The following is a 25771-nucleotide window of genomic DNA, read 5'->3' as shown; positions in this document are numbered from 1 at the left end:
CGCCATCCGCGCAGAGCTATGCTTCCGCGAAAGCGCTGCAGCGTGTAATGCAGGCGTTTGAGACGCCATGTCAGTCGGGTGGACAGCGCCGTGCCCTCACATCACAAGTTCTGGTAATTCGGCCCCGACCCACCCTCTGGCGTTACCCAGGTGATGATCTCGTAGGGGTCCTTGATGTCGCAGGTCTTGCAGTGCACGCAGTTGGCGGCATTTACCTGCAGGCGCTTGCCGGCTTCGTCGTCGACGATCTCGTAAACGCCGGCGGGGCAGAAGCGCGTGCATGGATTGCCGTATTCCACCGCGCACTTGGTGACGCACACCGAAGTGTCGGCCACGTGCAGGTGGACGGGCTGGTCCTCGTCGTGCTCGGTGGCGGCGAAGTACACGGCGGCCAGGCGGTCGCGCGGCGGCAGTTCGCGCGGCTGCACGTAGTCCCGCTTGGGTTCTTCCTGCTGGCCGAGCTTGTGCAGCGACGACCAGTCGGCCTTGTTCTTCAGCGTCCACGGCGAGGCGCCGGCGACGACGGTTTCCCAGGCGGCGTTCAACATGCCGAACCACAGGCCCTTCTTGAAGGCAGGCTTGATGTTGCGCACCTTCTTCAGTTCGGCCATCACGTCCGAGCCGCGCAACCTGGCATCGAAACCGGCCGGGTTGAGGTCGTTCGCGGCCAGGTGTTCAGCGGCGAGCATGCCGCTCTTGATGGCCTGGTGCGTGCCCTTGATCTTGGGCACGTTGAGCAGGCCGGCGGTGTCGCCGATCAACAGGGCGCCCGGCATCTCCAGCCTGGGCAGCGACTGGTAGCCGCCGGTGACGATGGCGCGCGCGCCGGCCGACAGGATGCTGCCGCCTTCGAGCAGTGCCTTCACCGACGGGTGGTTCTTCCACTGCTGGAAGGCTTCCCACGGCTGGTAGTTCGGGTCGGAGTAGTCCAGGCCGCTGACGTAGCCGAGCGAGATGCGATCCTTGTCCAGGTGATACAGGAAGCTGCCGCCATAGGTATGGTTGTCGGCCGGCCAGCCGAAGCTGTGCACGATCTTGCCTGGCGTCACGCGGCCCGGCGGCAGCTGCCACAGTTCCTTGATGCCGATGGAATAGCCCTGCGGGTCGCTGTCCTTGTCCAGCGCGAAACGCTTGATCAGCTGCTTGGTGAGGCTGCCGCGCGCGCCTTCGGCCAGCACGGTGACCCTGGCCTTGATGTCGATGCCCTGGGTGTAGCCCGGCTTGTGCGAGCCGTCCTTGGCCACGCCCATGTCGCCGATGCGCACGCCAGCGACCGAGCCGTCGTCATTGAACACGGTGTCGGCGGCCGCGAAGCCCGGGAACACGTCCACGCCCAGTGCTTCGGCCTGCGGCGCCAGCCACGCGCACATGGCGCCCAGCGACACGATGAAGTTGCCGTGGTTGTTCATGCCCGGCGGCACCGGCAACCGGCGCGAGCCGGTCTTGCTGAGCAGCAGGAACTCGTCTTCGCCGGCGGGCACGCAGATCGGCGGCGGGTTGTCGCGCCAGCCCGGCAGCAGCGCGTCCAGCGGCTGCGGTTCGATCACCGCGCCGGAAAGGATCTGCGCGCCGATGGTCGAGGCTTTCTCGATGACGCAGACGGTCAGGTCGGGCTTGAGCTGCTTTAGTCGAATGGCGAAGGACAGCCCGGACGGGCCGGCACCCACGACGACGACGTCGTATTCCATTGTTTCGCGGTCGCTCATGGCGGGCCCCATCTGGCAGTGACGTCTCGGTACCGTTCCTTCACGTATGGAACGGGCAAACTGGCATTGTCCGGGTTCGGGACGTGGTGGGCAACGGATGCGCGATGGATCCTTGCAAACCCTTCATCACCGGTGGCGATAATTCCAAGCAGAAAGCCCCAGGGACGAGACCATGAATCAACAGCCCCCGATCAGCGACCTCGACCTCCGTCGGGCCACGATGTGTCAGCTGCTCCACTGGCTGGCGGTGGAGCGGGTCCAGCCGCAGAGGCTGGCCGAGGTTTACCAGGAGGCGATCGAGCGCATCAACCCGCAGATCAATGCGTATGTCAGCCTGAGTCCGGCGATGCTGCAGGAGCAGGCGCTGGCGGCCCAGCATCGCCGCCGCGACGGGGTGATTGGCCGGCTGGACGGCCTGCCGGTGGCGCTCAAGGACAATTTCGACACCGCCGGCTGGCCCACGGGCGCTGGCCTGGCCGGGCGTCGGCCACCGGCCGGCGAGGATGCGCATGCGGTGGCCCGACTGCGCGCCTCCGGGGCGGTGCTGGTCGGCAAGACCAACATGGACGAGGGCGCGCTGGGCGCGGTGACCGACAATCCGCATTACGGGCCCACCCACAACCCCCACCGCCACGGTTTTACCGCGGGCGGCTCGTCGGGCGGCGCGGCGGCGGCCGTGGCGGCGGGTCTGGCGGTGGCGGCGGTGGGGTCGGACAGCCTGGGTTCGATCCGCATCCCGGCGAGTTATTGCGGCGTGTATGCGCTCAAGCCCACGCATGGCGAAATCTCGGCCCGCGGCATGGTGCCCGCCGCGCGCCGGCTGGACACCGTCGGCCTGCTGGCCCGCAGTGCGGACGATCTCACCGTCCTGCTGCAGGTGCTGGCCGGCTATGACGCCGACGACGCACGCTCGCGCCGCCGGCGCGTGGCGTTGTCGCCGCCGGACTGGGAGCCGGGCCGCCTGCGGGCCGGCTTCCTGCCCAACCTCGATGCCCTGGGCGTGCAGCCGGACGTGATCGCCCTGTTCGAGGCCGCGCTGGCGAAATGGCCGCGCGAACTGGGCGAGCGCCGCACGGTCGATTTTTCCGATTGGGATTTCTCGCGCACGCGCCGCGCCGGCCTGTTGCTGATGGAAGCGGAAATGCTGGGCACCTTCGCCGACGACCTGGCCAACCCCGAGCGCCGCGTGTCGGAACACTTCCGGCGGCTGCTCGGCTATGCGGCCGGCAAGAGCGCCGCCGATTACGCCACGGCCGATCGCGTGCTGGATGCCGCCACCCTGAAAATGCGGCGACTGTTCGCCCAGATCGACGTGCTGGTCCTGCCCACCACGCCGCAAGGCGCGTTTCCGCTGGATGGCCCGGTACCCGATTCGCAGGCAGACCTGACCAGCTTCGCCAGCCTCGCCGGGTGCCCCGCGGTGAGTATCCCCATGGGTTACCTGCCCAATGGCATGCCGGTGGGCTTGCAACTGGTGGGCGCGCGCGGGTCGGACCTGCGTCTGCTGGAGCTCGCCTCTGTGTGCGCCGCGACGCTGGACGTCGAGCCCTCGTTTCCGGCCATTGGCTGATCCGTCGCCGGGTTCGATGGTGGAGTGGTGGCGTGAGCCTGTTTGACCTTCCGACGACCGACACCTGGCAGCCCTTGCCGTTGCCAGGCGGGGAGCTGTCGCTATGGCCGCGGTGGCTGTCCGCGGCCGACGCCGATGCGCTGCTGGCGGAATTGCAGGCAGGCATTCCCTGGGAAACCCACCGCATCCGCATCTACGGGCGCGAGGTGGATTCGCCCCGGCTGAGCTGCTGGATCGGCGACGCGGACGCCACGTACGTCTATTCACGCACGCGCTTCGAACCGCATCCATGGACGCCGGCGCTCGCGGCACTGCGTGATCGGGTCGCGGCGGCCAGTGGGGCCCGTTTCAACAGCGTGCTGGCCAACCTCTATCGCGACGGCAACGACTCGATGGGCTGGCACAGCGACAACGAGCCGGAGCTGGGCGAGCGACCCGTGATTGCCTCACTGAGCCTGGGCGCCGTGCGGCGCTTTCGCCTCAAGCCGCGCCACGCGGATGGCCGGCGCGAAGTGCGCGTGATCGAGTTGGGCCACGGCAGCCTGCTGCGAATGGCGGGCGACACGCAGCAGCACTATGTGCACGATCTGCCCCGCACGAGTGCCGCGACCGGTGCGCGCCTCAACCTGACGTTCCGCCTTGTCATGTCGGGCAGGCGCTGAACACCCACGTTCGTTCCGCCACGCCTGCCGACGATGCGGCGGACGTCAGGGTGAGCGCCCGCCGCGCGGCTCCAGCGACTGTTGCATGGTCCACGCCACCAGTTGCGTCGACAGTGCATCGCTGGCCTGTCCGAACGCCGCCACGACCTGTGGCACGGCGGTGCCTGCCGCGACCTGGGTGACATCGAAGCGATGCGCGGCGACGATGCGCAAGCCGTCCGTGCGCACCAGCCTGGCATCGAACTCGATCGTCACCACCGGCTGGCCACCCTGGTAGACCGACTGGAAGGCGCGCAGGTCGCCGGTCAGCACATAGTCTGCCTGCAGGCTGTTGTCATCCGTGCTGAGCGCGCCGATGCGGCCGTCATCGCGAAAGGCATCGACCACCCGATTGCGCAACAGCATGGTCGCGCTATCGCTCCATCGCGCACCCTTGTAGGCGCTCACGACATTGCCCTGCGGCAGCACGGCGATGCGTGTGCTGTCGATCATGCGCTCGGCTTGCGGCGTGTCCACGCGCAGCGACCACGTCACGCCATTCCCTGCGTGACGGGGGAGGGGTGTGGCCGGCAGGCGGTAGACATCCGGCGACTCCGCCTTGGGGAACACCGAGCAGGCGACCAGCAGCATGGTGAACGCCGTGCAGGCGAAGAGGGCGAACAACCTCATGGCACGAACTCCTTGTTGCGGTCACGGCCCAGCAGGTAGCCGGACGGATTCTCTTCCAGCCGACGCGTGATGCCGCGCAACGAACCGGCAGCGTCGCGCAGCTCGCGCACGGCCGGGCCTACCTCGCCCAGTCCCTGCATGCTGCCATTCAGTGCGGCATGGTTGTCGCTGAGCAGCTGGTCGATATGGGCCGTCGCGCGCTCCAGCGAGGCCATGGCGTTCCTGGCGCTGTCCAGCGTGGCGCGCCCCTGGTTGTCGACCAGGCCGTTCGCATGGCGCACCAGCTGGTCGGTTTGCGCCAGCGTCTCGTTCGCCTGCCTGCTCGCCTGGGCCAGTTGTTGCAGCAGTTGGCGGATGTCCTCGCGCTGGTCGGCAACGGCGCCGGTGGCCTGGTCCAGGTGGTCGAGTGTGCGGCTGATGTGATCCAGATTGTCCCTGGACAACAGTTCGCTCGCACGGGCGACGACCTCGTTGATATTGACCACGAGGTCTTCGCCGTTGGCCAGGATGCGGCTGAGCGGGGAGCGGTCGGCGATGATCACCGGCGGGTTGCCGTCCTTGGACTGCAGCGGCGGGCTTTGCGGCGAGCCGCCGCTCAGCTGGATCACCGCCAGGCCGGTCACCCCGGTCAAGGCGAGCCTGGCGTGGGTGTCCTCCCGCACCGGCGTGTCGCCACCCAGGCGGATGCGCGCAAGTACCTTGCGCGGGTCCGTGGCGTCAAGCTTGAGCTGGGTGACATCGCCGACCTTGATGCCGTTGTATTGCACCGCACTGCCCACGGAGAGGCCGCTGACGGCTTCGTTGAAGACCACTTCATAGTAGGAAAACTGCCGGTCGGAACTGGACTTGGTCAGCCAAAGCGCAAACAGCAGCGCCGCGGCCACCACGACCACGGTGAACAGGCCGATCAGCACATGATGGGCTCGGGTTTCCATGTCACGTCACCTCGGGTGAAGGTCCGGCGTCATGCGCTTCTTCGGCAGCGCGCCCGCGCGGGCCATGAAAGTACGACTGCACCCACGGGTCGGGGTTCTGCGCCACCACGTCGAGGGGGCCGGCCACCAGCACCTTCTTCTGCGACAGCACGGCCACCCGGTCGCAGATGGTGTAGAGCGTGTCCAGGTCGTGGGTGACCAGGAACACGGTGAGGCCCAGCGCATCGCGCAAGGTGAGGATCAGCTGGTCGAAGGCCGACGCACTGATCGGGTCGAGGCCCGCGGTGGGTTCGTCGAGGAAAAGGATTTCCGGGTCCAGCGCCAGCGCGCGGGCCAGCGCCGCGCGCTTGACCATGCCGCCGGAAAGCTCGGCCGGCGACTTGGTTTCCGCGCTGGCGGGCAGGCCGGCGAGGGCCAGCTTCACGCCGGCCAGTTGTTGCGCCTCGGTGCGTGACAGGCCGGCGTGTTCGATCAGCGGCATGGCCACGTTCTCGACAATGTCGAGCGACGAGAACAGCGCGCCGTTCTGGAACAGCACGCCGAAGCGCCGCTCCACCAGCGAGCGCTGCTCGGGCGACAGGCTCAGCAGGTCCTGGCCGAAGACGTGCACGCGCCCGGAGGTGGGGCGGCGCAGCCCCACGATGCTGCGCAACAACACCGACTTGCCGGTGCCCGATCCGCCGACGACGCCGAGTATCTCGCCCCGGCGCACATCCAGGTCCAGGTGCTCGTGCACGGCCTGGTTGCCGAAGCGGTTGACCAGGTCGCGCACCTGGATCACCGGTGCCGCCGGCATGGATTCGGCCAGCGCGTTCACCAGCCCATCTCCATGTAGAACAGCGCGGCGACGGCATCGATCAGGATCACCACGAAGATCGACTGCACCACGCTCGAGGTAGTGTGTGCGCCCACCGACTCGGCGCTGCCGGTGACCTTGAAGCCCTCGAGGCAGCCGATCACCGCAATCAGGAAGGCGAATACGGGCGCCTTCGCGATGCCGACCAGGAAGTGCCGTACGCCGATGTCCGATTTGAGCAGGCTGATGAACATCACCGGTGGAATATCCAGCACCAGCGCGCAGACCAGTCCGCCACCCACGAGGCCGGCGATCATCGCCAGGAAGCTCAGCATGGGCAACGCGGCCAGCAGCGCCAGCACGCGCGGCAACACCAGCAATTCCATCGGATCCAGGCCGAGCGCGCGGATCGCGTCGATCTCCTCGTTGGCCTTCATCGAGCCGATCTGGGCGGTGAATGCGCTGGCGGTGCGCCCGGCCATGAGGATCGCGGTGAGCAGCACGCCGAACTCGCGCAGGAACGAAAAGCCCACCAGGTCCACGGTGTAGATGGTGGCGCCGAAGTCCGCCAGCACGGTCGAGCCGAGAAAGGCCACCACGGCGCCGACCATGAAGGTGAGCAGCACGACGATGGGCACGGCGTCCATGCCGGTCTGCTCCAGGTGCGCCAGCAGCGCGGTGCCGCGCCAGCGACGCGGCCGCCCGATCGTGCGGGCCAGCGTCTCCAGGGTGAGGCCGACGAAACCGAGCAGCCGGCGTTGCTGGTGCCCGACCGCTTCCATGGTGCGGCCGATGCGCGCCAGCACCTCGATGACGGCGTTGCCTCGGCGCACTTTTTTCGCCGGCACGCGATAGTCGTCCAGCGCGGTGCCGACGGTCTGCAGCAGGGCACGCCGCGCGGCGGCCAGGCCCGGGGCCTCGCGTGCCAGATCGGCCAGGCGCCCCGCGCCCAGCAGGTTCACCAGCAAGGAGGCGCCCGCCGTATCCAGGGTCCCGAGCTGGCTCAGGTCGACGGTGGTATCGCTGGCCAGTGGCAGGCTGATCGCGGCGATGGCCTGCTCGAGCCGGGCGTAGTGGACCAAGGTCCAGTCCCCCGCCACGCGCAGGCATGGCGGCTTCGCCGTGGCATCGAGTTGTGCGCTTCCGGTCGCCATCGATGTGCTCGCTGGAGCCATTTTCGGATCTTAGCGGAGTGCTGCGCACGTCAGGTGACGGCCTGCCTGCCGCGGTCGGCGTGGGCGCGCCAGGCGCGTTGATCCGTGTTTCGTTGCGCGCCGCCATGTCCGCCCGCGCGATTTCCGCTAGATTTCTCCCGGATGACACCCGTGCCCCGGGGCAACCAAGCCAAAGGCCAGTGAAACAACGTATGTCACCCATGTCCCAGCTGGACGCGCTCGAGGCCGAGAGCATCCACATCTTCCGCGAGACGGCGGCCGCCTTCGGGCGCCCGGTGATGCTCTATTCGATCGGCAAGGATTCGTCCGTCCTGCTGCACCTGCTGCGCAAGGCGTTCTATCCGGCGCGCCCGCCGATGCCGCTGCTGCACGTCGACACGACGTGGAAGTTCCGCGAAATGATCGCCTTTCGCGACCAGGTGGCGGCTGCCGGCGACGTCGAGGTGCTGGTGCATGTCAATGAAGACGGCGTGCGCCAGGGTATTTCGCCATTGACCCATGGCTCGGCCGTGCATACCGACGTGATGAAGACCGCCGCCCTCAAGCAGGCGCTCGACAAGTACGGTTTCGACGCCGCCATCGGCGGCGCGCGCCGGGACGAGGAGAAATCGCGGGCCAAGGAGCGCGTGTTCTCGTTCCGCAACGCCCAGCATCGCTGGGACCCGAAACACCAGCGGCCGGAGCTGTGGCACACCTTCAACACCCAGATCCACCAGGGCGAGAGCGTGCGCGTGTTCCCGCTGTCCAACTGGACCGAGATGGACGTGTGGCACTACATCCGCCGCGAAAACATCCCGGTCGTGCCGCTGTATTTCGCCAGGCCCAGGCCGGTGGTGGAGCGCGACGGCGCGCTGATCATGGTGGATGACGACCGCTTCATCCTGCGCGAGGGGGAGGCGGTGGCGATGCGCGAGGTGCGTTTCCGCACGCTGGGCTGCTACCCGCTGACCGGGGCCGTCGCTTCCCGTGCCGACACGCTGGACAAGATCATCGACGAGATGGCCGCGTCGCGCAGTTCCGAGCGCCAGGGCCGCGTGATCGACCACGACGCCAGCGCGTCCATGGAGCGCAAGAAGCAGGAGGGCTATTTCTGATGGCAACGTTGGCAACCAGCCCCGCCGCGGCCCAGGATGCGACCCAGCTGCGTTTCATCACCTGCGGCAGCGTGGACGACGGCAAGAGCACCTTGCTCGGCCGCCTGCTCTACGACGCCGGCATGGTGCCGGAGGACCAGCTGGCCGCGCTGGCGCGCGACAGCCGCAAGCTGCACGCCGATGCGCCCGACGTGCTGGATTTCTCCCTGCTGACCGACGGCCTCGATGCCGAGCGCCAGCAGGGCATCACCATCGACGTGGCCTACCGCTACTTCCACACGGCTAGGCGCAGCTTCATCGTGGCCGACTGCCCGGGGCACGAGCAGTACACGCGCAACATGGCCACGGGCGCCTCGAACGCCGAACTGGCGGTGGTGCTGGTGGACGCTCGCAAGGGGCTGCTGCCGCAGACGCGGCGGCATACCTATATCTGCGCCCTGATGGGCATCCGCCAGGTCGTGCTGGCGGTGAACAAGATGGACCTGGTCGACTGCCGCGAGGACATCTACGCCGCCATCACGCACGAGTACCGCGAACTGGCCGCGCAGCTGGGCATCACTTCTGTGCATTGCCTGCCCGTGGTGGCGCCGGCCGGCGACAACGTGGGCCGGCGCTCGGCGCGGATGTCCTGGTACCAGGGGCCGTGCCTGATGGAGCTGCTCGAGTCGGCCGACACGGCGGCGACGCAGGCGGCCGAGTTCCGCATGCCGGTGCAGTGGGTCAACCGTCCTGACGCCTCCTTCCGCGGTTATGCGGGGACCGTCAGCGGCGGGCGCATCGCCGTTGGCGACGAGATCGTGGTGCAGCCCGCGATGCGGCGCGCGCGCGTGGAGCGCATCGTGACCGCCGATGGCGACTTGCCCCACGCCGACGCCGGGCAGGCCATCACGCTCACCCTCGATCGCGAGGTGGACATCAGCCGCGGCGATGTGGTCGCCGACGCGGCGCGCCCGGCGCCGGTGGCCGACCAGTTCGCGGCGCACGTGCTGTGGATGGGCGACGAGCCGCTGCTGCCCCATCGCGCCTATTGGCTGAAGATCGGCTCGCGCACGGTCAATGCGCGCATCTCGTCGATCAAGCACAAGGTCGACGTGAACACCCAGGCCGAGCTGGCGGCGCGCCGGCTCGACCTCAACGAGGTGGGCTACTGCAACATCGACCTGGATCACGCCATCGCGTTCGAGTCCTACGCGGACAACCGCACGCTCGGCGGCTTCATCCTGATCGACCGGCAGACCCATGCCACGGTCGGCTGCGGCATGCTGGACTTTGCCCTGCGCCGCGCCGCCAACGTGCACTGGCAGCACACCGACCTCGACAAGGAGGCGCGCAGCACGAGCAAGGGCCAGCAGGCGCACTGCCTGTGGTTCACCGGCCTGTCGGGCGCGGGCAAGTCCACCATCGCCAACCTGGTCGAGCGGCGCCTGCACGCGCTGGGCTACCACACGTACATGCTGGACGGCGACAACCTCCGCCACGGGCTGAACAAGGACCTCGGCTTTACCCCCGAGGCGCGCGTGGAAAACGTCCGCCGCGTGGCCGAGGTGGCGCATCTGATGGTCGACGCCGGCCTCATCGTGCTGGTCTGCGTGATCTCGCCGTTCCAGGGTGAGCGCCGGTTCGCGCGCAGTCTGTTCGACCCGGGCGAGTTCCTCGAGGTCTTCGTCGACACCACGCTGGAAGAATGCGAGCGACGCGATCCCAAGGGGCTGTACCGCAAGGCGCGTGCCGGCGAGATCATCAACTTCACCGGCATCGACTCGCCCTACGAGGCGCCCGAGGCGGCCGAGCTGCACCTGCGCACGGCCGGATGGCGAGCGGAGCAGATGGCCGAGCAGGTGGTCGAGCAACTGCTTGCCGGCATGGCGCCGCGCCCGCCGCACTGACCGACCGGCCGGAATCGGCACGCCGTCGTCCCGACGTTCGCCGGGATGACGGCGGACCCGGGATGTCCGCGACACGGCGCGCCGCGTGGCCGTCGTGTTGCGTTGCAAGGCATGTCGATGGATACGCCGACGCATGGCTGCCATGCGCCGCTCAGCTTGGAATGTGCAGGTGGCAGCGGCGATAATGGCTCTTTCCCCAGAGCACCCCTGCGATGACCGAGAAGACCATACTCAATGACACCCATCGCGCCCTTGGTGCGCGCATGGTCGATTTCGGTGGCTGGGACATGCCGATCAACTACGGCTCGCAGATCGAAGAGCACCACGTGGTGCGCCGGGACGCCGGCATGTTCGACGTCTCCCACATGACCGTCGTCGATCTTCACGGCCCGCGCACGCGCGCTTTCCTGCGCCACCTGCTGGCCAACAGCGTCGACAAGCTCAAGGTGCAGGGCAAGGCGCTGTACTCGTGCATGCTTGACGAAAAGGGCGGCGTCATCGACGACCTGATCGTCTACTTCCTCGGCGAGGAGTTCTTCCGCCTGGTGGTCAATGCCGCCACCCGCGCCAAGGACCTGGCCTGGATCGAGCAGCAGGCCAAGGCATTCGAGGTGCAGGTGAAGGAGCGCCCGGACTTCGCCATGATCGCCGTGCAGGGCCCCAACGCCCGCGCCAAGGCGATTGGGCTGCTCGCCGAGATCGACCACGAGCGCATCGGCAAGCTGGGCAAGTTCGCCGCCGCCGCGGCGCAGGGTCCGCACGGCATGCCGCTGTTCGTGGCGCGCACCGGCTACACCGGCGAAGACGGCTTCGAGATCATCGTGCCGCAGGAGCATGCCGTGGCGCTGTGGCAGGCGCTGGTCGCCGCGGGCGTGGCGCCGGCCGGCCTCGGCGCGCGCGACACGCTTCGCCTCGAGGCGGGCATGAGCCTGTACGGACAGGACATGGACGAAACCGTGTCGCCGTGGGAGGCCAACCTGGGCTGGACCATCGCGCTCGACGAGGGCCGCGACTTCATCGGTCGCGCCGCGCTGGAAGCCCAGAAGACCGCGGGCGTGAAGCGCGTGATGGTGGGCCTGGTGCTGGACGAGAAGGGCGTGCTGCGCCACGGCCAGCCGGTGCTGACCGCCAACGGCGCCGGTGAAATCCTGTCGGGCAGCTTTGCCCCGACGCTCAACAAGGCCGTCGCCTTTGCACGCATCCCGGCCGGCGACCCGGGCGACGTGCGCGTCGACATCCGCGGCCGCGAGGTGCCGGTGCGCATCGTGAAGTACCCGTTCGTGCGTGACGGCAAGCCCTGCGAGGGCATCTGAACCTTGAGCGCAAGCGGGGCTGTGGCTGGCCCGTGTTGCCCATCAGGTGAAGCGGCTAGAATTGGCGCTTCACCCCTGACCCGACATCAACGACTGGATTCGATCATGAGCGAGATTCCCGGCGATCTGAAATTCCTCAAGTCCCACGAATGGGCCCGCGTCGAAGACGACGGCCTGGTGCGCGTGGGTATTTCCGACCATGCACAGGGCCAGCTGGGCGACCTGGTGTACGTGGAGTTGCCGGAGATCGGCGCGAGCGTGCAGGCCGGTCACGGCGTGGCCGTGGTGGAGTCGGTCAAGGCCGCCTCCGACATCTACAGCCCCGTCTCGGGCGAGATCGTGGCGGTCAACGAAGCCCTCAACGACAAGCCGGAGACGATCAACGAAGACGCCTTCGGCGACGGCTGGATCTTCCTGGTCCGGGCCAGCAACCGCGGTGAGCTGGACGAGCTGCTCGACGCCGATGCCTACGCCGAGCTGGTCGAGAGCGAAGACCACTAAGCGCCAGTGCCCGATGTTTTACCCGATGCCGGCCGCCTCAAGCGGCCGGCATCTTTTTGGGCATGCATGCAGCCCGATTCGATGTCGCTCCCGCCACGGATGCTCGATCGACGAAGCCGAAAAACGCGTCGGGCGAGGATGCCTGGAAGCGCACAAGTCTTGGCCGGCCATGCCGATAGATGTCCAAGGCGAAGTGACCGAATCGGGTGGTCGATGCGGATCCCGGGGCAACCCGATGGACCCTCCCGTCCCGCGTTCGACGACGCTGGAGGTCGCCGGGACGGGTTGAAGAGGGGGAAGTTGGCCAGGGCCCGGAAGGTCATTTCGGTCGCCTTTCGTTCATCCATTTGGGCCTCCGGGAAGGCTCATGGATCATGCGACAGGCCGCGCTTCTGTCGCTCAGCAAGCGTGCGACACCCAAATCGGGGCGAGTGGAAGAAATGCCTTGTTTTAAGCGTTTTTCATCCAGGTTTGCATTACCAGGCCATATTGAAATTTGGCAGTATGGACGTCTGATTGAAAATGCATTGACAACCCCCTGAGGCCTTGCCCGGTGGGGGTTTGGACCCTCCCTGGGGTGGATGAAACGGATTGATTTCCTAGCTAAAATCAATTGACAGTTGAAATCTTCAGGAATAGCTTTCGCATCGGAACACGGAGAACGGGTGCCATGGCAACATCGAAATTCATCAAGCCTTATGTCGATCATGGAGAAAAGGCCGGCGCAGTACGCAAGATCACGGTCTCGATTCCGTTGCACGTACTGAGGCCCTTGTCTGACGAACGCACCCGTCGTCAGGTGAACAATCTTCGGCACGCCACCAATAGCGATCTGCTCGTGGAGGCGTTCCTACATGCTTTTACTGGGCAACCACTGCCAACTGATGAGGAGCTGAGACGAACTATGGCCACTGCCAAGAAAGCCGCTGCAAAGAAGCCGGCCGCCAAGAAGGCGACCAAGAAGACCGCCGTGAAGAAGGCCGCCGCGAAGAAGCCGGTTGCCCGCAAGCCGGCCGCCAAGAAGGCTGCCGCCAAGAAGGTCGCCAAGAAGGCTGTCGCCAAGAAGCGCCCGGCGGCCGCCAAGAAGGCTGCTGTCAAGAAAGTTGCCGTGAAGAAGGTCGCGAAGAAGGTGGCGAAGAAGGCCGCCAAGCGCACCGTGAAGAAGGCCGCCGCCGCGAAGGTGGTGAAGGCTACCAAGGCTGCAAAGAAGTAAGCTTCAACATATATAAATAAGCTTCACCGACTTTTCTCCCCGCGGTGCCCAGCGCGGGGGGAGTCCTTGAAAGAGCGATTCGTCCCGGCCCATGCCGGGACGCTTCGTTTCCGGGGTAAGAAAAAGTCTTAGTCCCTCCGCGCGTGATCGCCCCGCGCGTGTGCAGATGCGAATCCTGCGACGTCGATCCAGGCATTTCGCGGCGACGTGCGATTTGCCGTCATGCTGCATTACGGTTACCTTTCACTCATCCGCGCCGCGGGGGCCTGGGGAGGCTCCCGCTCCTGGATCCACAGGGGGAAAAAGCGCGGGTATCTGATGCCACTCGGTGAGAGATCATGGATACCCGATACATACGTTATGCGCGCCGTCGTGCGCGCGGGGCCGTGAGGCCCGCTGCCATTGCCATCGTGGCCGTTGTCGCCGTGCTTGCGGCTGCCTCATGGTTCCTCATTATCAAGCCGCACCAGGACCTGGTCGAATCCGATGCGGGCGGGCATCCGTCGACGCCCGTCACGGCCGCCCGGGCGGCGCCGCCACCGCCGGTCAACGTGGCGGCGATGAGCTTGAACCAGCTGCTGGCCGAGGCGCGCAAGGCGGTGAACGAGCAGCGCCTGCTCGCCCCTGCCGGCAACAATGCGTTCGAGTTCTATCTCAAGGTGCTCGAGAAGCAGCCCGGCAACCAGGTGGCCGCCGATGCGCTGCGCGAAACCTTCCCGGTGGGCGCAAGCCTGGCCGAGCAGGCGATCAACCAGCGTGATTTCTCCGATGCGCAGCGGCAGATCGACCTGCTGGCGAAAGCCGATCCGGCCAATTACACGCTGACCATCCTGCGCTCCAAGCTCGATGCCCAGCGCAAGCTGCAGGATCGCGAGCAGCAGCTGGCGTCGGACAAGGAGAAGCAGAGCCAGCTGGCGGCGCAGAAGGCCGTGGCGGACAAGGCCGAGGCCGACCGTGCTGCGGCCGAAGCCCAGCAGAAGGCGCTGGCCGAGCAGCAGCAGAGGGCCGCACAGACGCGCGTCGCCCAGCAACAGGCCGAGCCAAGCGCTCGTCAGTCGCAAGCTGCCGGTGCAACGGCGGCCAGCGAAGGCACGGCGTCGGCGGCAACGCATGGCCCGGTGCTCGTTCGCAACGTCAACCCGCGCTATCCGGTGGGCGCCGTGCGCTCCAACCAGGAAGGCTGGGTGGAGCTGACCTTCACGGTGACCGCCGAGGGCAATGTCGATGACGTGAAGGTGCTCGATGCCGAGCCGCGCCACGTGTTCGATCGCGCGGCGGTCGAGGCGGTGACGCGCTGGAAGTACCAGCCGGCGACCCAGGACGGCACGCCCGTTCCTTCGCAGGACAAGCGTCGCATCGTCTTCAAGCTCAACTGACGACAGGCGTGCCGCGTACGCGCGGCACGCCCCGAAAGCAATGAGGCGCTGCACGGTTTCGTGCAGCGCCTCATTCGTTTCCGGGGTTACGGCGGTGGGCCTGGACTCAGCGCTTCTGGCCGTGACTGCTGGTGGCCGTCTTGGTCTTGTTGCGGGTCTTGCCCTTGCCCTTGGCGGTTGCCGCGGTCCTGGCCGCGGGCGCATCGCTCTCGATGCCGGCCCAGTCGACATGCGGCAGGCCGAGCAGCCCGTCGAACACCATCGGCATCAGTCCCGACGGCACCGGACCGGCGGAGTTCCACAGCGTCACGATGCCCACGTGGTACTTGGGGAAGAAGCCGATCATCGTGCGATAGCCTTCGACGGCGCCGGCGTGGAACACCAGCGTCTCGCCGCCGTAATCGAACACGCGCCAGCCCAGGGCGTAGTGGGCGTCGCTCACGCGGGCGCGGCGCCAGGGCGTGGAGCGCGTCTCGACGGGCGTGGCCACTTCCGGCGTGTGCAGCGTATCGAGCAACTGCGGCGGCAGCACGTCGGGGCGACCGCCCATCTGCGCGATCAACCACTGCTCCATATCACGCAGGCTGGCGTTCACGCCGGCGGCGGGAGCGACCCGGTAATAGGCTTCCTTCGGTTCGAACGGCGACCAGCCACCACCGGCGGGGCGATGCGGGCGCGCCCAGCTCTTGCTCGCCTCCAGCGCCTCGCGTCCATAGCTGGCGGTCTTCATGCCGAGCGGGAAGAAGATGCGGCGGTCGACCTGCTGCGGGAAGAACTGGCCGGTCTGCGCATAGATCACGTCGCCGATCAGGCTGAAGGCGACGTTCTGGTAGCCATAGCACTGGCCCACGCCACAGGTCAGGTGGACCTCGTCGAGCTTGCGGACCAACTCCTCGTAGGGGACGTTGTCCTCGAGCATGTTGTCGTAAGTGTTCTTCGGCAGGCCCAGGCGCTGGCCGAGGATGTCGCGCACCGTGGCCTGATCGGCGGCGGTGTCGTTGCTGAGCCGGAAGAACGGCAGCACGGACGTCAGCTTGGTGTCCCAGCTCAGCTTGCCATCGGACACCAGCACGCCGGTCACCGCGGTGGCGAATGCCTTGGACAGCGACGCCAGCCGGAACACCGTTTCGGGCGTGACGGGCTCGCGGGTGGCGGCGTTGGCGTAGCCGATCGTGTCTTCGAACACGACCTTGTCGTCCATCACCACGGCCGTGGCCAGGCCCGCCACCGCGTTGCGCTGATCCAGTCGCTGCAGCCACTGCTGGTACGAGGTGAGCGTGTCCTTCATGCGGTCGGGCGGCAGCGGCTGCGCCGGCGCGGCGGCGCTGACAAGCTCGACCGGAGGGCTGGGGGTGCGGGCGGAAAGCGGCGCGCTGGACAGGCCCAGCGCCGCGGCGATCGTCAATGAAATCGTGCGAAACGTCATGCTACTCGAGCGCTTTGGCGGCGCCTGGTCGGCACCGATGGAACGAAAACAGCCCCGGGCGGGGCCGGGCCAGGTGGTTGCGAGCCGGATCCCTCCATGACGCGAGGCCGAGATTACCTCAGGTGGGGGCAAAAATCCCAGTTATTCCGTAGGTTGCACGGCAATCCTTGAGCCGGGAATGGCGGCTGGATCGGGCCGACCCTTGCCCCCGCTAGGTTTCCCCCAGGATCAGCGCACTGGCCCGCTCGGCGATCATGATGACAGGGGCGTTGGTGTTGCCGCTGGGCAGGCAGGGCATCACCGAGGCATCGACCACGCGCAGGCCAGCGATGCCGCGCACGCGCAGCTCGCTGTCCAACGGCGCCCCGGCATCGCTGCCCATCCGGCAGGTGCCGACGGGGTGGTAGATCGTTTCGGCCTTGCGGCGAATGAAATCGGCGTACTCGGCGTCGCTGGCCAGGGCCCGTTCCGGAAACACGGGCGCGCCGCGATAAGGCGCCAACGCGGGCTGCGCGAGGATCTCGCGGGAGAGCCTGGCGCCTTCGATCATCTGCTGCAGGTCATGTCTTTCGGGGTCGCCGAGATAATTGGCGTGGATGGCGATGGGCTGCGCCGGGTTGGCCGAGCGCAGCCGCAGCTGTCCGCGGCTGCGCGGGTGCAGATAGCAGGCGTGCACGGTATAGCCGTAGCCGGGCAGGCGGTGCCGCCCATGGTCGTCGAGCAGGGCGGGCACGAAATGAAACTGCAGGTCGCAGCGCTCGTCGGTGGCCAGGCGGCTGCGCACGAAACCGCCGGCCTCCGCCACGTTGGAGCTGCCCGGGCCGTCGCGATGGCGCAGGAATCGCCAGCCCGCGGCCAGTTCGTTGAGACGGTCGTAGGTGATGGGCTGCGTGCTGCCGTCGAGCGTGCAGATGTCCAGGTGGTCCTGCAGGTTGGCGCCCACTTCCGGCAGGTCGGCCGCGACCTGGATGCCGTGCGCGCGCAGGTGATCGGCCGGTCCCGCGCCGGAGAGCATCAGTAGCTGCGGCGTGTTGATGGCGCCGCCGGAAAGGATGATCTCGCCCGCCTCGATGACGCGGCGCTCGCCCTGCAACTGCACGCCGACGGCGCGCCCGTCGTGGATCACCACGCGTGCCACCGCGGCCTTCGTGCGCACGTGCAGGTTGGGCCGCGTGCGCGCGGGTTGCAGGTAGCCGGCGGCGGTGGAGCAGCGTCGGCCGTTGCGCTGGGTGACCTGGTAAAGCCCAAAGCCCTGCTGGGACGGACCGTTGAAATCGTCGTTGCGTGCAAAGCCGGCGCTCGCCGCCGCATCGACGAACAGCGTCGACAAGGGGTTGTGGTAGCGCAGGTCGCTCACGCCCAACGGTCCCCCCGTGCCATGCAGGGCGCTGGCACCACGGGCGTTGTCCTCGCTCTTGAGGAACCACGGCAACACCTGTGTCCACGACCAGCGAGGGTCGCCCGTGGCGCGCGCCCAGCCGTCGTAGTCGGCGGCGACACCACGCACGTAGCACATCGCATTGATCGAGCTCGATCCGCCCAGCGTCCTGCCGCGCGGCCACCACAGCGTGCGGCCGAACAAGTGCGGCTCGGGCTCGGTACGGTAGTTCCAGTTCAGGCTGCGGATATTGGCCAGTCGTGCGATGCCCGCGGGCATATGGATCAGCGGATTCCAGTCGCTGGGGCCTGCCTCGAGCAGCAGCACGCGCTTGCCCGCCTGCGCGCTCAGCCGGTTGGCCAGCACGCAGCCGGCCGAACCGGCACCGACGATGATGTAGTCGTAATCCACGCACGCCCCCTGCTGTCCGTGCCCCCCGTCAACGCATGCTAGTCTGTTCGGGACCCCCGCTGGAAACGCCGGTGAACACCCCCCGAACCGCCGCAGCGAACGGAGGCCGCGCCTTGACCCTGTCGGCCGTGGCCTTTTTCTTCGTGATGATGGCTTACTACATTGTCCGGCCCGTGCGCGAACAGCTCAGCGGCGCCGTCGGCTCGAAGGAACTGCCCCTGTTCTACGGCATCACCTTCGTCGTGATGCTCCTGCTGACGCCCGTCTTCGGTGCCATGGTGGCGCGCTTTCCACGCAAGCGCCTGCTGGGCTGGAGCTACAGCTTCTTCGTGCTCTGCCTGGTCGCGTTCGTGCCGGCCTTCGTACTGCAGGATCGCATCGGGGCACGCCTGCTCGGTTCGGTGTTCTTCGTCTGGGTGAGCGTGTTCAACCTGTTCGTCGTCTCGCTGTTCTGGAGCCTGATGGCGGACATTTTCCAGAGCGCGCAGGCCAGGCGGGTATTTCCCACCATCGCGCTGGGAGGCATGGCCGGTGCCGTGGGTGGCCCGGGATTGGGCAAGTTGCTGGTCGGCGTGATCGGCGTGCCGGCCTTGCTGGTGGTGTCGGCGATCGCCTTGCTCGCTGCGCTGGCCCTGCTGCTCACCTTGTCCACGCGTTTCGACCAATGCTCTGCGGGCGCGCATGACGAAGCGGTCGGCGGTTCGCTGTGGGCTGGCATCAAGGAGTTGTGGACGCGGCCGTTCCTGCGCTACATGGCCGTACTGATGGTGCTGGGTGATGGCATCGGTACGCTGGCCTACGCACTGATGGCCGACTACACCAACGCGCACTACCCGGATCGCATTGCCCGGACCAACTTCTATTACAACCTCGACTGGGCCACCAACATCCTGGGCGCCCTGTTGCAGCTGACCCTCACGCGCTGGTTGCTGGTCCGCAAGGGGGCCGGCTGGGGCCTGGTCGTGCCTGCGCTGGTCAACCTTGCCTTGCTGCTGTTCGTGGTGGCGCTCGGCATAGGCAACATCAGCCTGTTCGGCATGGCGGTGCCGATGCTCGCGGTCATGATGGTGGGGACGCGGGGGTTCGCCTACGGCATGACCAAGCCGGCGTCCGACGCGCTCTATACCCGCGTTCCCCGCGAGACCCGCTACAAGGGCAAGAACTTCGTGGAGACCACCATCTGGCGCTTCGGCGACGTGGTCGTCACCAGCGGAGTCAGTGTGCTGGGGACGCTGGGCGTGGCGGTGACCGGCATGGCCGGCATCGGCGCAGCCATTTCCGCGCTGGCGACCTGGGTGGCCGCGCGCGCGGGCCGTTCCCCCGACCTGCTGCCGGAGCAGCAGGGCGGAACGGCAGGTGCAGGGCAGGCGCGCACGGCCGAAGCGTGAGCGGGTCGCCTCGCTCAGCTGGTGATGTAGCGCTGCAACTGCTCGATCTGTTCGGCCTGCGCGTCGATGACTTCCTTGACCAGATCGCCGATGGAAATCACACCCACCACGTGGTCATCGCGCACCACCGGCAGGTGGCGAATGCGGCTGTCGGTGCACAGGCGCATGCAGTCGAACACGTCGGTGTCCGGCCCCACCGTCAGGGGCGGGCTGCTCATGATCTCGGAAACGGCGGTCTGCGCTGAAGACCGGCCTTGCAGGATGACTTTGCGGGCATAGTCGCGCTCGGAAAGGATGCCGACCAGCCGTTCACCTCGCATCACCAGCAGCGCGCCGACCCGGCGCTCTGCCATGTGCTTGATCGCTTCGAGTACGGGCGCGTCCGGCGCGATGCTGTAGATGTCGCTGCCCTTGCCTTCCAGCAAATGCTTGACTTGGCGCATGCTTGAACCTCCTACGCGGCGACGGACGGCCGCATGGGATGAGTCTAGCGCCGCCCTCGCGAGCAGGTGTAGCGTCGACGTGAAGCCGCCACGATTCAGCTTGCGCGTCGTGGCGCGCGCTGTTCCTCGATGAAGTAGAGCGGGCGCTGCTTGCTCTCGGCATAGTTGCGGCCCAGGTACTCGCCGACCACGCCCAGCCCGAGCAACTGCACGCCGCCAAGGAACAGGATCACCACCATCAGCGACGGATAGCCATGGACCGGGTCGCCGAACAGCGCCGCCTTGCCGAACACCCAGGCGCCGTAGAGGAAGGCCAGCAGCGATGACATCAGGCCCACCCATGTCGCCAGGCGCAGCGGGGCGGTGGAAAACGAGGTGACGCCCTCGATCGCCAGTTGCGTGAGCCGCCAGTAATTCCACTTGCTGGCGCCCGCCTGGCGCGACTCGCGCAGGTAGTACACCGCGGTCTGGCGATAGCCGATCCACGCAAACAGCCCCTTCATGAAGCGCTGGCGTTCGCGCAGCTGTCGCAAGGCCTCCAGTGCGCGCCGCGAGAGCAGGCGAAAGTCGCCGGTGTCGCGGGGCAGGGCCGTGTCGGACAATCGCTCCATGCCGCGGTAGAACAGGGCGGCAGTGAGGCGCTTGAGGCCGGTTTCGCCGGCGCGGGCCGTGCGCGTGGCATAGACCACGTCGAAACCCGCGTGCCACTGGTCCACCAGCGAGGGAATCAGTTCAGGCGGGTCCTGCAGGTCGGCGTCGATGATGACGGCCGCATCCGCGTCGACATGATCGAGCCCTGCGGTGAGGGCCGCTTCCTTGCCGAAATTGCGCGAGAGCTTGATGGCGCCGACGCGCGCGTCGCGCGCCATCAGGCCCTGGATCAGCTGCCAGGTCGTGTCGGTGCTGCCGTCATCGACATACAGCACGCTGCCATCCAGCGGCAGCTCGTCCAGGACGCGGCCCAGCCTGGCGTGGAACTCTTCCAGCACGGCGGCTTCGTTGTAGGCAGGTACGACGACGGCGAGGCTGGGCATGAGTGGCGCGGACCTTCCTGGCTGGTGGCCGCATGCTAGTGCAGCCACGGCGTGGCGGCGAGCCTCAGCGCTGTCGTTGCACCCGCGGCGGCTGCCGGCTTTGCAGATAGCCCGGTCCACCCAGCTGGGCCATCTGCTGCTGGATCCAGTTGGCCCGGCCCAGCACATAGCCCGAAGGGCGGTCCACGCGGAAGCGGCGGGGGCTGGGCAGCACGGCGGCCAGCCGGGCTGCCTGGGCCGGGCCCAGCCGCGACGGCGGCTGGCGGAAGAACGCATCGCTGGCGGCACCCACGCCGTAGATGCCATCGCCGAGCTCGGCGATGTTCATGTAGACCTCGAGGATGCGCTGCTTGGGCCAGGTCAGCTCGATCAGCACCGTGAAATACGCCTCCAGCCCCTTGCGCACGAAGCTGCGGCCGTTCCACAGGAACAGGTTCTTGGCAGTCTGCTGGCTGATGGTGCTGGCGCCACGCAGGCGGCGGCCCTCGTCGGCCGCATCCATCGCGTCCTGGATGGAGTCGAAATCAAATCCGTGGTGGAACGGAAACTTCTGGTCCTCGCCGGCCACCATCGCCAGCGGCACATAGGGCGAAACCTGCGCCCACGGCACCCAGCGATGCTGCAGCCGGAAGCCGGGATCGCGGTGGACCAGCGCGCCGACCCGGCGCTCCATCATCACGGCGGACGTCCAGGGCGGCACGAAGCGCAGCACCAGCACTGCCAGCCAGGTCAGGCCCAGCCAGGACACGGCGAGAATGGCGAACAGGCGGAGCAGGCGGGCGGCTGGCGAGCGTCGTGGGGTCATGGCGGCGCGTGGACGAGGTTCGCGGCAGTATATAGATGCCGCCCGGTTCCCCCATCGCCGGGCCGCCACCGTTGTCCTGTGGCGAAGGCGACCCCATCTGGGGAGACTGTTCCTGTGAGGTCCCGGCTGTGGAAACCGTACTTGTCGAAGATGTGCTGCACCGTTTCCTGCTCGAACGCGCCGGCGTGCGCGGCGTGCTCGTCCGGCTGGGTCCGGCGTGGCGCGAGGTCGCCGGCCGCTCGGCGTACCCGGGCGTGCTGCGTTCCGTGCTGGGCCAGACGCTGGCCGCCAGTGCGCTGCTCACCGGCAACATCAAGCTGGAAGGTTCCCTGTCGGTTGAACTGAAGAGTGGCGGCCCGCTGCGCCTGTTGTTCGCCGAATGCACCGACCAGGGGCGCCTGCGCGGCCTGGCACGCTGGTCCGATCCGCTGCCCGAATCGCTGGATCTCACCGCCATGCCCAAGGCCATCATGGCGATCACCATCGGTCACGCCGAGCGTGGCCAGCGCTACCAGGGCCTGGTGGACCTGCAGCATCCCGACGTCGCTTCGGCGCTGGAGAACTATTTCAGCCAGTCGGAGCAGTTGCCGGCGCGCATCGTGCTGGCGGCCGACGGCGAACATGCGGTTGGCCTGATGCTGCAGAAGATGCCCGACGAGGGCGGCTACGACGCGGCGCAGGACGAGGATGCCTGGACGCGCATCCAGCACCTCACCGCCACCCTCGGCCGCGAGGAATTGCTGGCTACGCCGCCCGAGCAGTTGCTCTACCGTCTCTATCACGAAGAGTCGGTGCGCCTGTTCGAACCCCGTCCGCTGGCCTTCGGCTGCAGCTGCACGCGCGAGCGCGTGGAGGCGGTGTTGCGCTCGCTGGGGCGCGACGAAGTCGAGGCAGCGCTGGAGGCCCGGGAAGGAGAAATCGAGGTGATCTGCGAATTCTGCGCGCAGCGCTACACCTTCGACCGCATCGACGCCGAGCACCTGTTGAGCCCGAGTCCGGGCGCGAGCGCGCCCAGCACCGCGCAGTAAACCGCCTCATCGCGCGACCGGCCACGTGCCGGTCGTGTCGTCTCAGGGCAGCGCGAAATTGTGCTCGCGCTGCAGCCACACCTCCGCCATCTTGGGCGTGGCGAACAGGAAGCCCTGGCCGTAGCGGCAGCCGATGCGCAGCAGCGCCTGGCGCTGCTCCTCGTCCTCGATGCCTTCGGCAATCACCTGCATCTGCAGCGAATCGGCCAGCGCCTGGATCGCGCGCACCACGGCCGTACCGTGCCCGCCTTCGCGCGGAAGCTCGACGATGAAGGAGCGATCGATCTTCAGCGTCTCGATCGGATACTGGTGCAGGTAACTCAACGACGAGTAACCGGTGCCGAAATCGTCCAGCGCGATGCTCACCCCGTGCGAGCGCAAGTTGTCCAGCATGCGCTTCACCTGCGTGGCGTTTTCCAGCAGCGCGCGCTCGGTGACCTCGATGCGCAGGCAACTCGGCGGGAGGCGGTGGGCCTGGATGAGGTCGAGCAGGCGGCGGTCCAGGTCGGGCGAGCGGAAATGCCGGCCGGACACGTTGATGCTGACGAAGCCTTCGTTGCCGGCCAGCGCCTCGGCCTGGGCGCAGACCTGGTCGAAGATCTGCCAGTCGATGCTCTCGGCGCAACCGCTCTCCTCCGCCACCGCCAGGAAGTCGGCCGGCGTCAGCAGGCCCCGATCGGGATGGCGCCAGCGCAGCAGCGCCTCGTAACCGACCGTGCGCCCGCTCTGCAACGCCACGATGGGCTGGTAGAACGGCACGAATTCGTTGCGGCCCAGTGCGCGGCGCAGGTCGCCTTCCATCTCCAGCAGCGACAGTGCCTCGCGGCGCAGGCGGTCGTCGAACACGGCGGCGCGGTGTCGACCTTCGTCCTTGGCGCGGTACATCGCGGCATCGGCGTCGCGCAGCAGTTCCTCGGGCCGCTGGTAATGCGGGCTGGGCAGCGCGATGCCGATGGAGGCCGAGGTGAAGATCTCCTTGGCGCCGAGACGAAAGGGTGTCTGCAGTTCGTCAATGATGCGCTCGGCGATCAGCAGCGCCATCTTGGGATCGGTGATGCCTTCGGCCAGCACGGCGAATTCGTCGCCACCCAGTCGCGCCACCACGTCGCGCGTCTTCAGGCACGCGCGGATGCGGCCACCCACCTGGAACAGCAGGTCGTCGCCGACCAGGTGGCCGACCGAGTCGTTGATGACCTTGAAGCGATCGAGGTCGATGAACAGCACGGCGAACAGTTCCTGCGTATCGCTGTGGTAGCGCTGCAGGGCCTGCTCCAGGCGTTGCAGCAGCAGGGTGCGGTTGGGCAGGCCGGTCAGCGAGTCGTGCAGCGTTTCGTACTTGAGGCGGCGCTCGACGCGCTCGCGTTCGGCGATCTGCTCGCGCAGGTCGCGGTTGGCCAGCGCAAGTGCGCGCGTGCGTTCGGTGACGCGGCGCTCGAGGCTGGCGTAGGCCTGCTTCAACGACTCGGTGGTGTGCTTGCGCTGCAGGGCGTTGGCGACGTGGTAGCCGACGAAGGTCAGCAGTTCCTGGTCGCGCACATCGTAGGTGTGCTCGGGCGAGTAACTCTGCACCGCCAGCACGCCCATCGCACGATCACCCCAGATCAACGGCACGCCAAGCCAGCACACCGAGCGCGAGCCACGATGGGTGACTTCGCCCAGGCGCGACAGGCGTTCGAGCTCCTCCGGATCAGCCAGCAGCGGCTTGCCGTGGCGCAGCACGTACTCGGTGACGCCGCGGCCATGCGCGCGCGGCAGGCGCACCGTGTCGAACTCGTCGACCGAATAGGGGAAGCTGAGGTTCTTCTGCTCCTCGTCCAGCAGCGCGATGTAGAAATTGCGCGCGTACAGCAGGCCGCCGATGACGCGGTGCACGGCGGCGTAGAAGTTGTCCAGGCTCTCGGACGCATTGGCCAGCTCGGCGATGCGGAACAGCGCCGCCTGCAGGCGTTCGCCGCGCTGGCGCTGCAACACCTGCTGGCGCAGCACGCGGTTGGCCTCGCGCAGCGCTGCGGTGCGGCTGGAAACGCGGCGCTCCAGTTCCTGATGGGCCTCGCGTCGTTCCAGCGCGGTCTGCACGTGCTTGGCCACGTAGCTGAGCAGTTCGCGGTCGTGCTGCGAGTAGTGCGTGTCCTCGCGGTAGCTCTGCATCACGATGCCGCCCACCACGCGTCCGTCGCGCAGCAGCGGAACGCCCAGCCAGTGCTCGCAGACAGGCCCCAGCAGCACGAAGCGGCCCTTGAACTGCTCGGTCAGTTCGGCCACCGAACCCATGATCGCCTGGCCGCACTGCAGCAGGTTCCAGGTGAGGCTGTGGCGCATGTCCTGCAACGGCACCGCCGCGTCGGGCGAGGGCGGGTCCTTGTCCATGGTGTCGACGTAGTACGGGAAGCGCACGCTGTCGGTCGCGGCGTCGTACAACGCGATGTAGAAGTTCTCCGCGTACATCAGGCTGCCGAGGATGGCATGCAGCGAATGCATCATCTCGGTCATGTTGTGCTCGGCGCCGGCCTGGTCGGCAATGGCGTAGAGCGCACGCTGCAGCCGTTCGGCCAGGGCGAGGCGTGAAATCGCCTCGTACAGGCGCGAGGTCTCCGCAAGCTGGCGCAACCGCGATGCCGCCAGCCGGCCCATCCAGGCCAGATGCTCGCGCAACGGTTCGGGCATGGAGCCCGCGGGCAGTTCGAGCACCAGCGTGCGCAGCCCCTGCGGGTCCTCGGCCAGGTCCAGCCGGGTGGTGTCGCCTTCGACCGGCTCCTCGTCGCCCAGCAGGCGCCAGTGCAGGTGGCCCGGGGCGTCCAGTTCGCCCAGCATGGCCTCGCAGATTTCCAGCACGCTGGCAGCGTCCGTCGCGCGGAACAAGCGCTCCACGGCCGCATGCATGGCAGCGATGTCGCCATCCGCGCGCCAGGGCAGGTTCACGTTGCTGGTAGGAACCGAAGTCATCAGTCGCAGGCGGATCCGC

At 67.5% G+C, this 25771-nt stretch carries 21 protein-coding genes; 10 read left to right on the top strand and 11 right to left on the bottom strand.

The features are described from left to right. Positions 1 to 101 precede the first annotated feature (101 nt). The gene (locus tag ACXU4B_RS09195) at positions 102 to 1706 is read right to left on the bottom strand and encodes an electron transfer flavoprotein-ubiquinone oxidoreductase (RefSeq protein ID WP_131409796.1); all 1605 of its coding nucleotides are present in this window, start codon (positions 1704 to 1706) and stop codon (positions 102 to 104) included. Between the two features lie 172 nt (positions 1707 to 1878). Between ACXU4B_RS09195 and ACXU4B_RS09190 the strand changes: the two genes are divergently transcribed. Further along, positions 1879 to 3276, top strand: coding sequence for an amidase (locus ACXU4B_RS09190; protein WP_131409794.1), 1398 nt, complete (start codon positions 1879 to 1881; stop codon positions 3274 to 3276). 32 nt (positions 3277 to 3308) lie between these two features. After that, on the top strand, positions 3309 to 3938 hold the full coding sequence (locus ACXU4B_RS09185) for an alpha-ketoglutarate-dependent dioxygenase AlkB family protein (protein WP_131409791.1): 630 nt from the start codon (positions 3309 to 3311) through the stop codon (positions 3936 to 3938). A 45-nt stretch (positions 3939 to 3983) separates the two neighbouring features. Here ACXU4B_RS09185 and ACXU4B_RS09180 read toward each other — a convergent pair whose 3' ends face one another. From ACXU4B_RS09180 to ACXU4B_RS09165, 4 genes are read right to left on the bottom strand one after another with little or no spacing between them, the layout of a single operon-like run. After that, positions 3984 to 4607, bottom strand: coding sequence for an ABC-type transport auxiliary lipoprotein family protein (locus tag ACXU4B_RS09180; protein ID WP_131409789.1), 624 nt, complete (start codon positions 4605 to 4607; stop codon positions 3984 to 3986). After that, complete coding sequence (locus tag ACXU4B_RS09175; protein ID WP_131409787.1) at positions 4604 to 5542, bottom strand: MlaD family protein; 939 nt, start codon at positions 5540 to 5542, stop codon at positions 4604 to 4606. Before ACXU4B_RS09175 ends, ACXU4B_RS09180 begins: the two co-directional genes overlap by 4 nt. Position 5543: 1 nt before the next feature. Then, complete coding sequence (locus ACXU4B_RS09170) at positions 5544 to 6338, bottom strand: ABC transporter ATP-binding protein (protein ID WP_131410507.1); 795 nt, start codon at positions 6336 to 6338, stop codon at positions 5544 to 5546. 17 nt (positions 6339 to 6355) lie between these two features. Then, positions 6356 to 7492, bottom strand: coding sequence for an ABC transporter permease (locus ACXU4B_RS09165; RefSeq protein WP_205746541.1), 1137 nt, complete (start codon positions 7490 to 7492; stop codon positions 6356 to 6358). Positions 7493 to 7713: 221 nt separating this feature from the next. Here ACXU4B_RS09165 and cysD point away from each other — a divergent pair, with 221 nt between their 5' ends. From cysD to ACXU4B_RS09135, 6 genes are all read left to right on the top strand, one after another. Then, positions 7714 to 8607, top strand: coding sequence for a sulfate adenylyltransferase subunit CysD (gene cysD, locus ACXU4B_RS09160; RefSeq protein ID WP_425481390.1), 894 nt, complete (start codon positions 7714 to 7716; stop codon positions 8605 to 8607). Next, positions 8607 to 10493, top strand: a complete 1887-nt coding sequence (gene cysC, locus ACXU4B_RS09155) for an adenylyl-sulfate kinase (RefSeq protein ID WP_131409783.1) — start codon at positions 8607 to 8609, stop codon at positions 10491 to 10493. Before cysD ends, cysC begins: the two co-directional genes overlap by 1 nt. Positions 10494 to 10705: 212 nt before the next feature. After that, positions 10706 to 11806 (top strand): glycine cleavage system aminomethyltransferase GcvT, encoded by a 1101-nt coding sequence (gcvT, locus tag ACXU4B_RS09150; RefSeq protein WP_131409781.1) that lies wholly within the window; start codon positions 10706 to 10708, stop codon positions 11804 to 11806. Between the two features lie 105 nt (positions 11807 to 11911). Then, positions 11912 to 12307 (top strand): glycine cleavage system protein GcvH, encoded by a 396-nt coding sequence (gene gcvH / locus ACXU4B_RS09145; protein WP_131409779.1) that lies wholly within the window; start codon positions 11912 to 11914, stop codon positions 12305 to 12307. A 670-nt stretch (positions 12308 to 12977) separates the two neighbouring features. Beyond that, complete coding sequence (metJ, locus tag ACXU4B_RS09140; RefSeq protein ID WP_131409777.1) at positions 12978 to 13520, top strand: met regulon transcriptional regulator MetJ; 543 nt, start codon at positions 12978 to 12980, stop codon at positions 13518 to 13520. A 338-nt stretch (positions 13521 to 13858) separates the two neighbouring features. After that, on the top strand, positions 13859 to 14896 hold the full coding sequence (locus tag ACXU4B_RS09135; protein ID WP_131409775.1) for an energy transducer TonB: 1038 nt from the start codon (positions 13859 to 13861) through the stop codon (positions 14894 to 14896). A gap of 106 nt (positions 14897 to 15002) precedes the next feature. On the opposite strand, the gene ACXU4B_RS09130 is transcribed toward ACXU4B_RS09135, so the two are convergent. Together ACXU4B_RS09130 and ACXU4B_RS09125 are read right to left on the bottom strand one after the other, a co-directional pair. Continuing rightward, positions 15003 to 16322: a serine hydrolase domain-containing protein gene (locus ACXU4B_RS09130; RefSeq protein ID WP_131409773.1), complete on the bottom strand. Its 1320-nt coding sequence runs from the start codon at positions 16320 to 16322 to the stop codon at positions 15003 to 15005. Positions 16323 to 16533: 211 nt separating this feature from the next. After that, on the bottom strand, positions 16534 to 18111 hold the full coding sequence (locus ACXU4B_RS09125; RefSeq protein WP_131409771.1) for a GMC family oxidoreductase: 1578 nt from the start codon (positions 18109 to 18111) through the stop codon (positions 16534 to 16536). A gap of 71 nt (positions 18112 to 18182) precedes the next feature. Here ACXU4B_RS09125 and ACXU4B_RS09120 point away from each other — a divergent pair, with 71 nt between their 5' ends. Next, the gene (locus ACXU4B_RS09120; RefSeq protein WP_458910857.1) at positions 18183 to 19499 is read left to right on the top strand and encodes an NTP/NDP exchange transporter; all 1317 of its coding nucleotides are present in this window, start codon (positions 18183 to 18185) and stop codon (positions 19497 to 19499) included. 14 nt (positions 19500 to 19513) lie between these two features. Here ACXU4B_RS09120 and ACXU4B_RS09115 read toward each other — a convergent pair whose 3' ends face one another. From ACXU4B_RS09115 to mtgA, 3 genes are all read right to left on the bottom strand, one after another. Continuing rightward, positions 19514 to 19942, bottom strand: a complete 429-nt coding sequence (locus ACXU4B_RS09115) for a CBS domain-containing protein (RefSeq protein WP_131409767.1) — start codon at positions 19940 to 19942, stop codon at positions 19514 to 19516. 95 nt (positions 19943 to 20037) lie between these two features. Beyond that, the gene (locus ACXU4B_RS09110; protein ID WP_131409765.1) at positions 20038 to 20976 is read right to left on the bottom strand and encodes a glycosyltransferase family 2 protein; all 939 of its coding nucleotides are present in this window, start codon (positions 20974 to 20976) and stop codon (positions 20038 to 20040) included. Positions 20977 to 21040: 64 nt separating this feature from the next. Further along, positions 21041 to 21781: a monofunctional biosynthetic peptidoglycan transglycosylase gene (gene mtgA / locus ACXU4B_RS09105; RefSeq protein WP_131409763.1), complete on the bottom strand. Its 741-nt coding sequence runs from the start codon at positions 21779 to 21781 to the stop codon at positions 21041 to 21043. A 128-nt stretch (positions 21782 to 21909) separates the two neighbouring features. On the opposite strand from mtgA, the gene hslO reads away from it, so the two are divergent. Further along, positions 21910 to 22809 carry an Hsp33 family molecular chaperone HslO gene (gene hslO / locus ACXU4B_RS09100; RefSeq protein WP_131409761.1) on the top strand — a complete coding sequence of 300 codons (900 nt, stop codon included), beginning with the start codon at positions 21910 to 21912 and terminating at the stop codon, positions 22807 to 22809. A gap of 42 nt (positions 22810 to 22851) precedes the next feature. On the opposite strand, the gene ACXU4B_RS09095 is transcribed toward hslO, so the two are convergent. Then, positions 22852 to 25752: a bifunctional diguanylate cyclase/phosphodiesterase gene (locus ACXU4B_RS09095; RefSeq protein WP_131409759.1), complete on the bottom strand. Its 2901-nt coding sequence runs from the start codon at positions 25750 to 25752 to the stop codon at positions 22852 to 22854. Between the last annotated feature and the right edge of the window lie 19 nt (positions 25753 to 25771).

The sequence above is a fragment of the Dyella soli genome (genome assembly GCF_054482295.1).
This window is presented reverse-complemented; position numbering and strand designations above follow the sequence as displayed.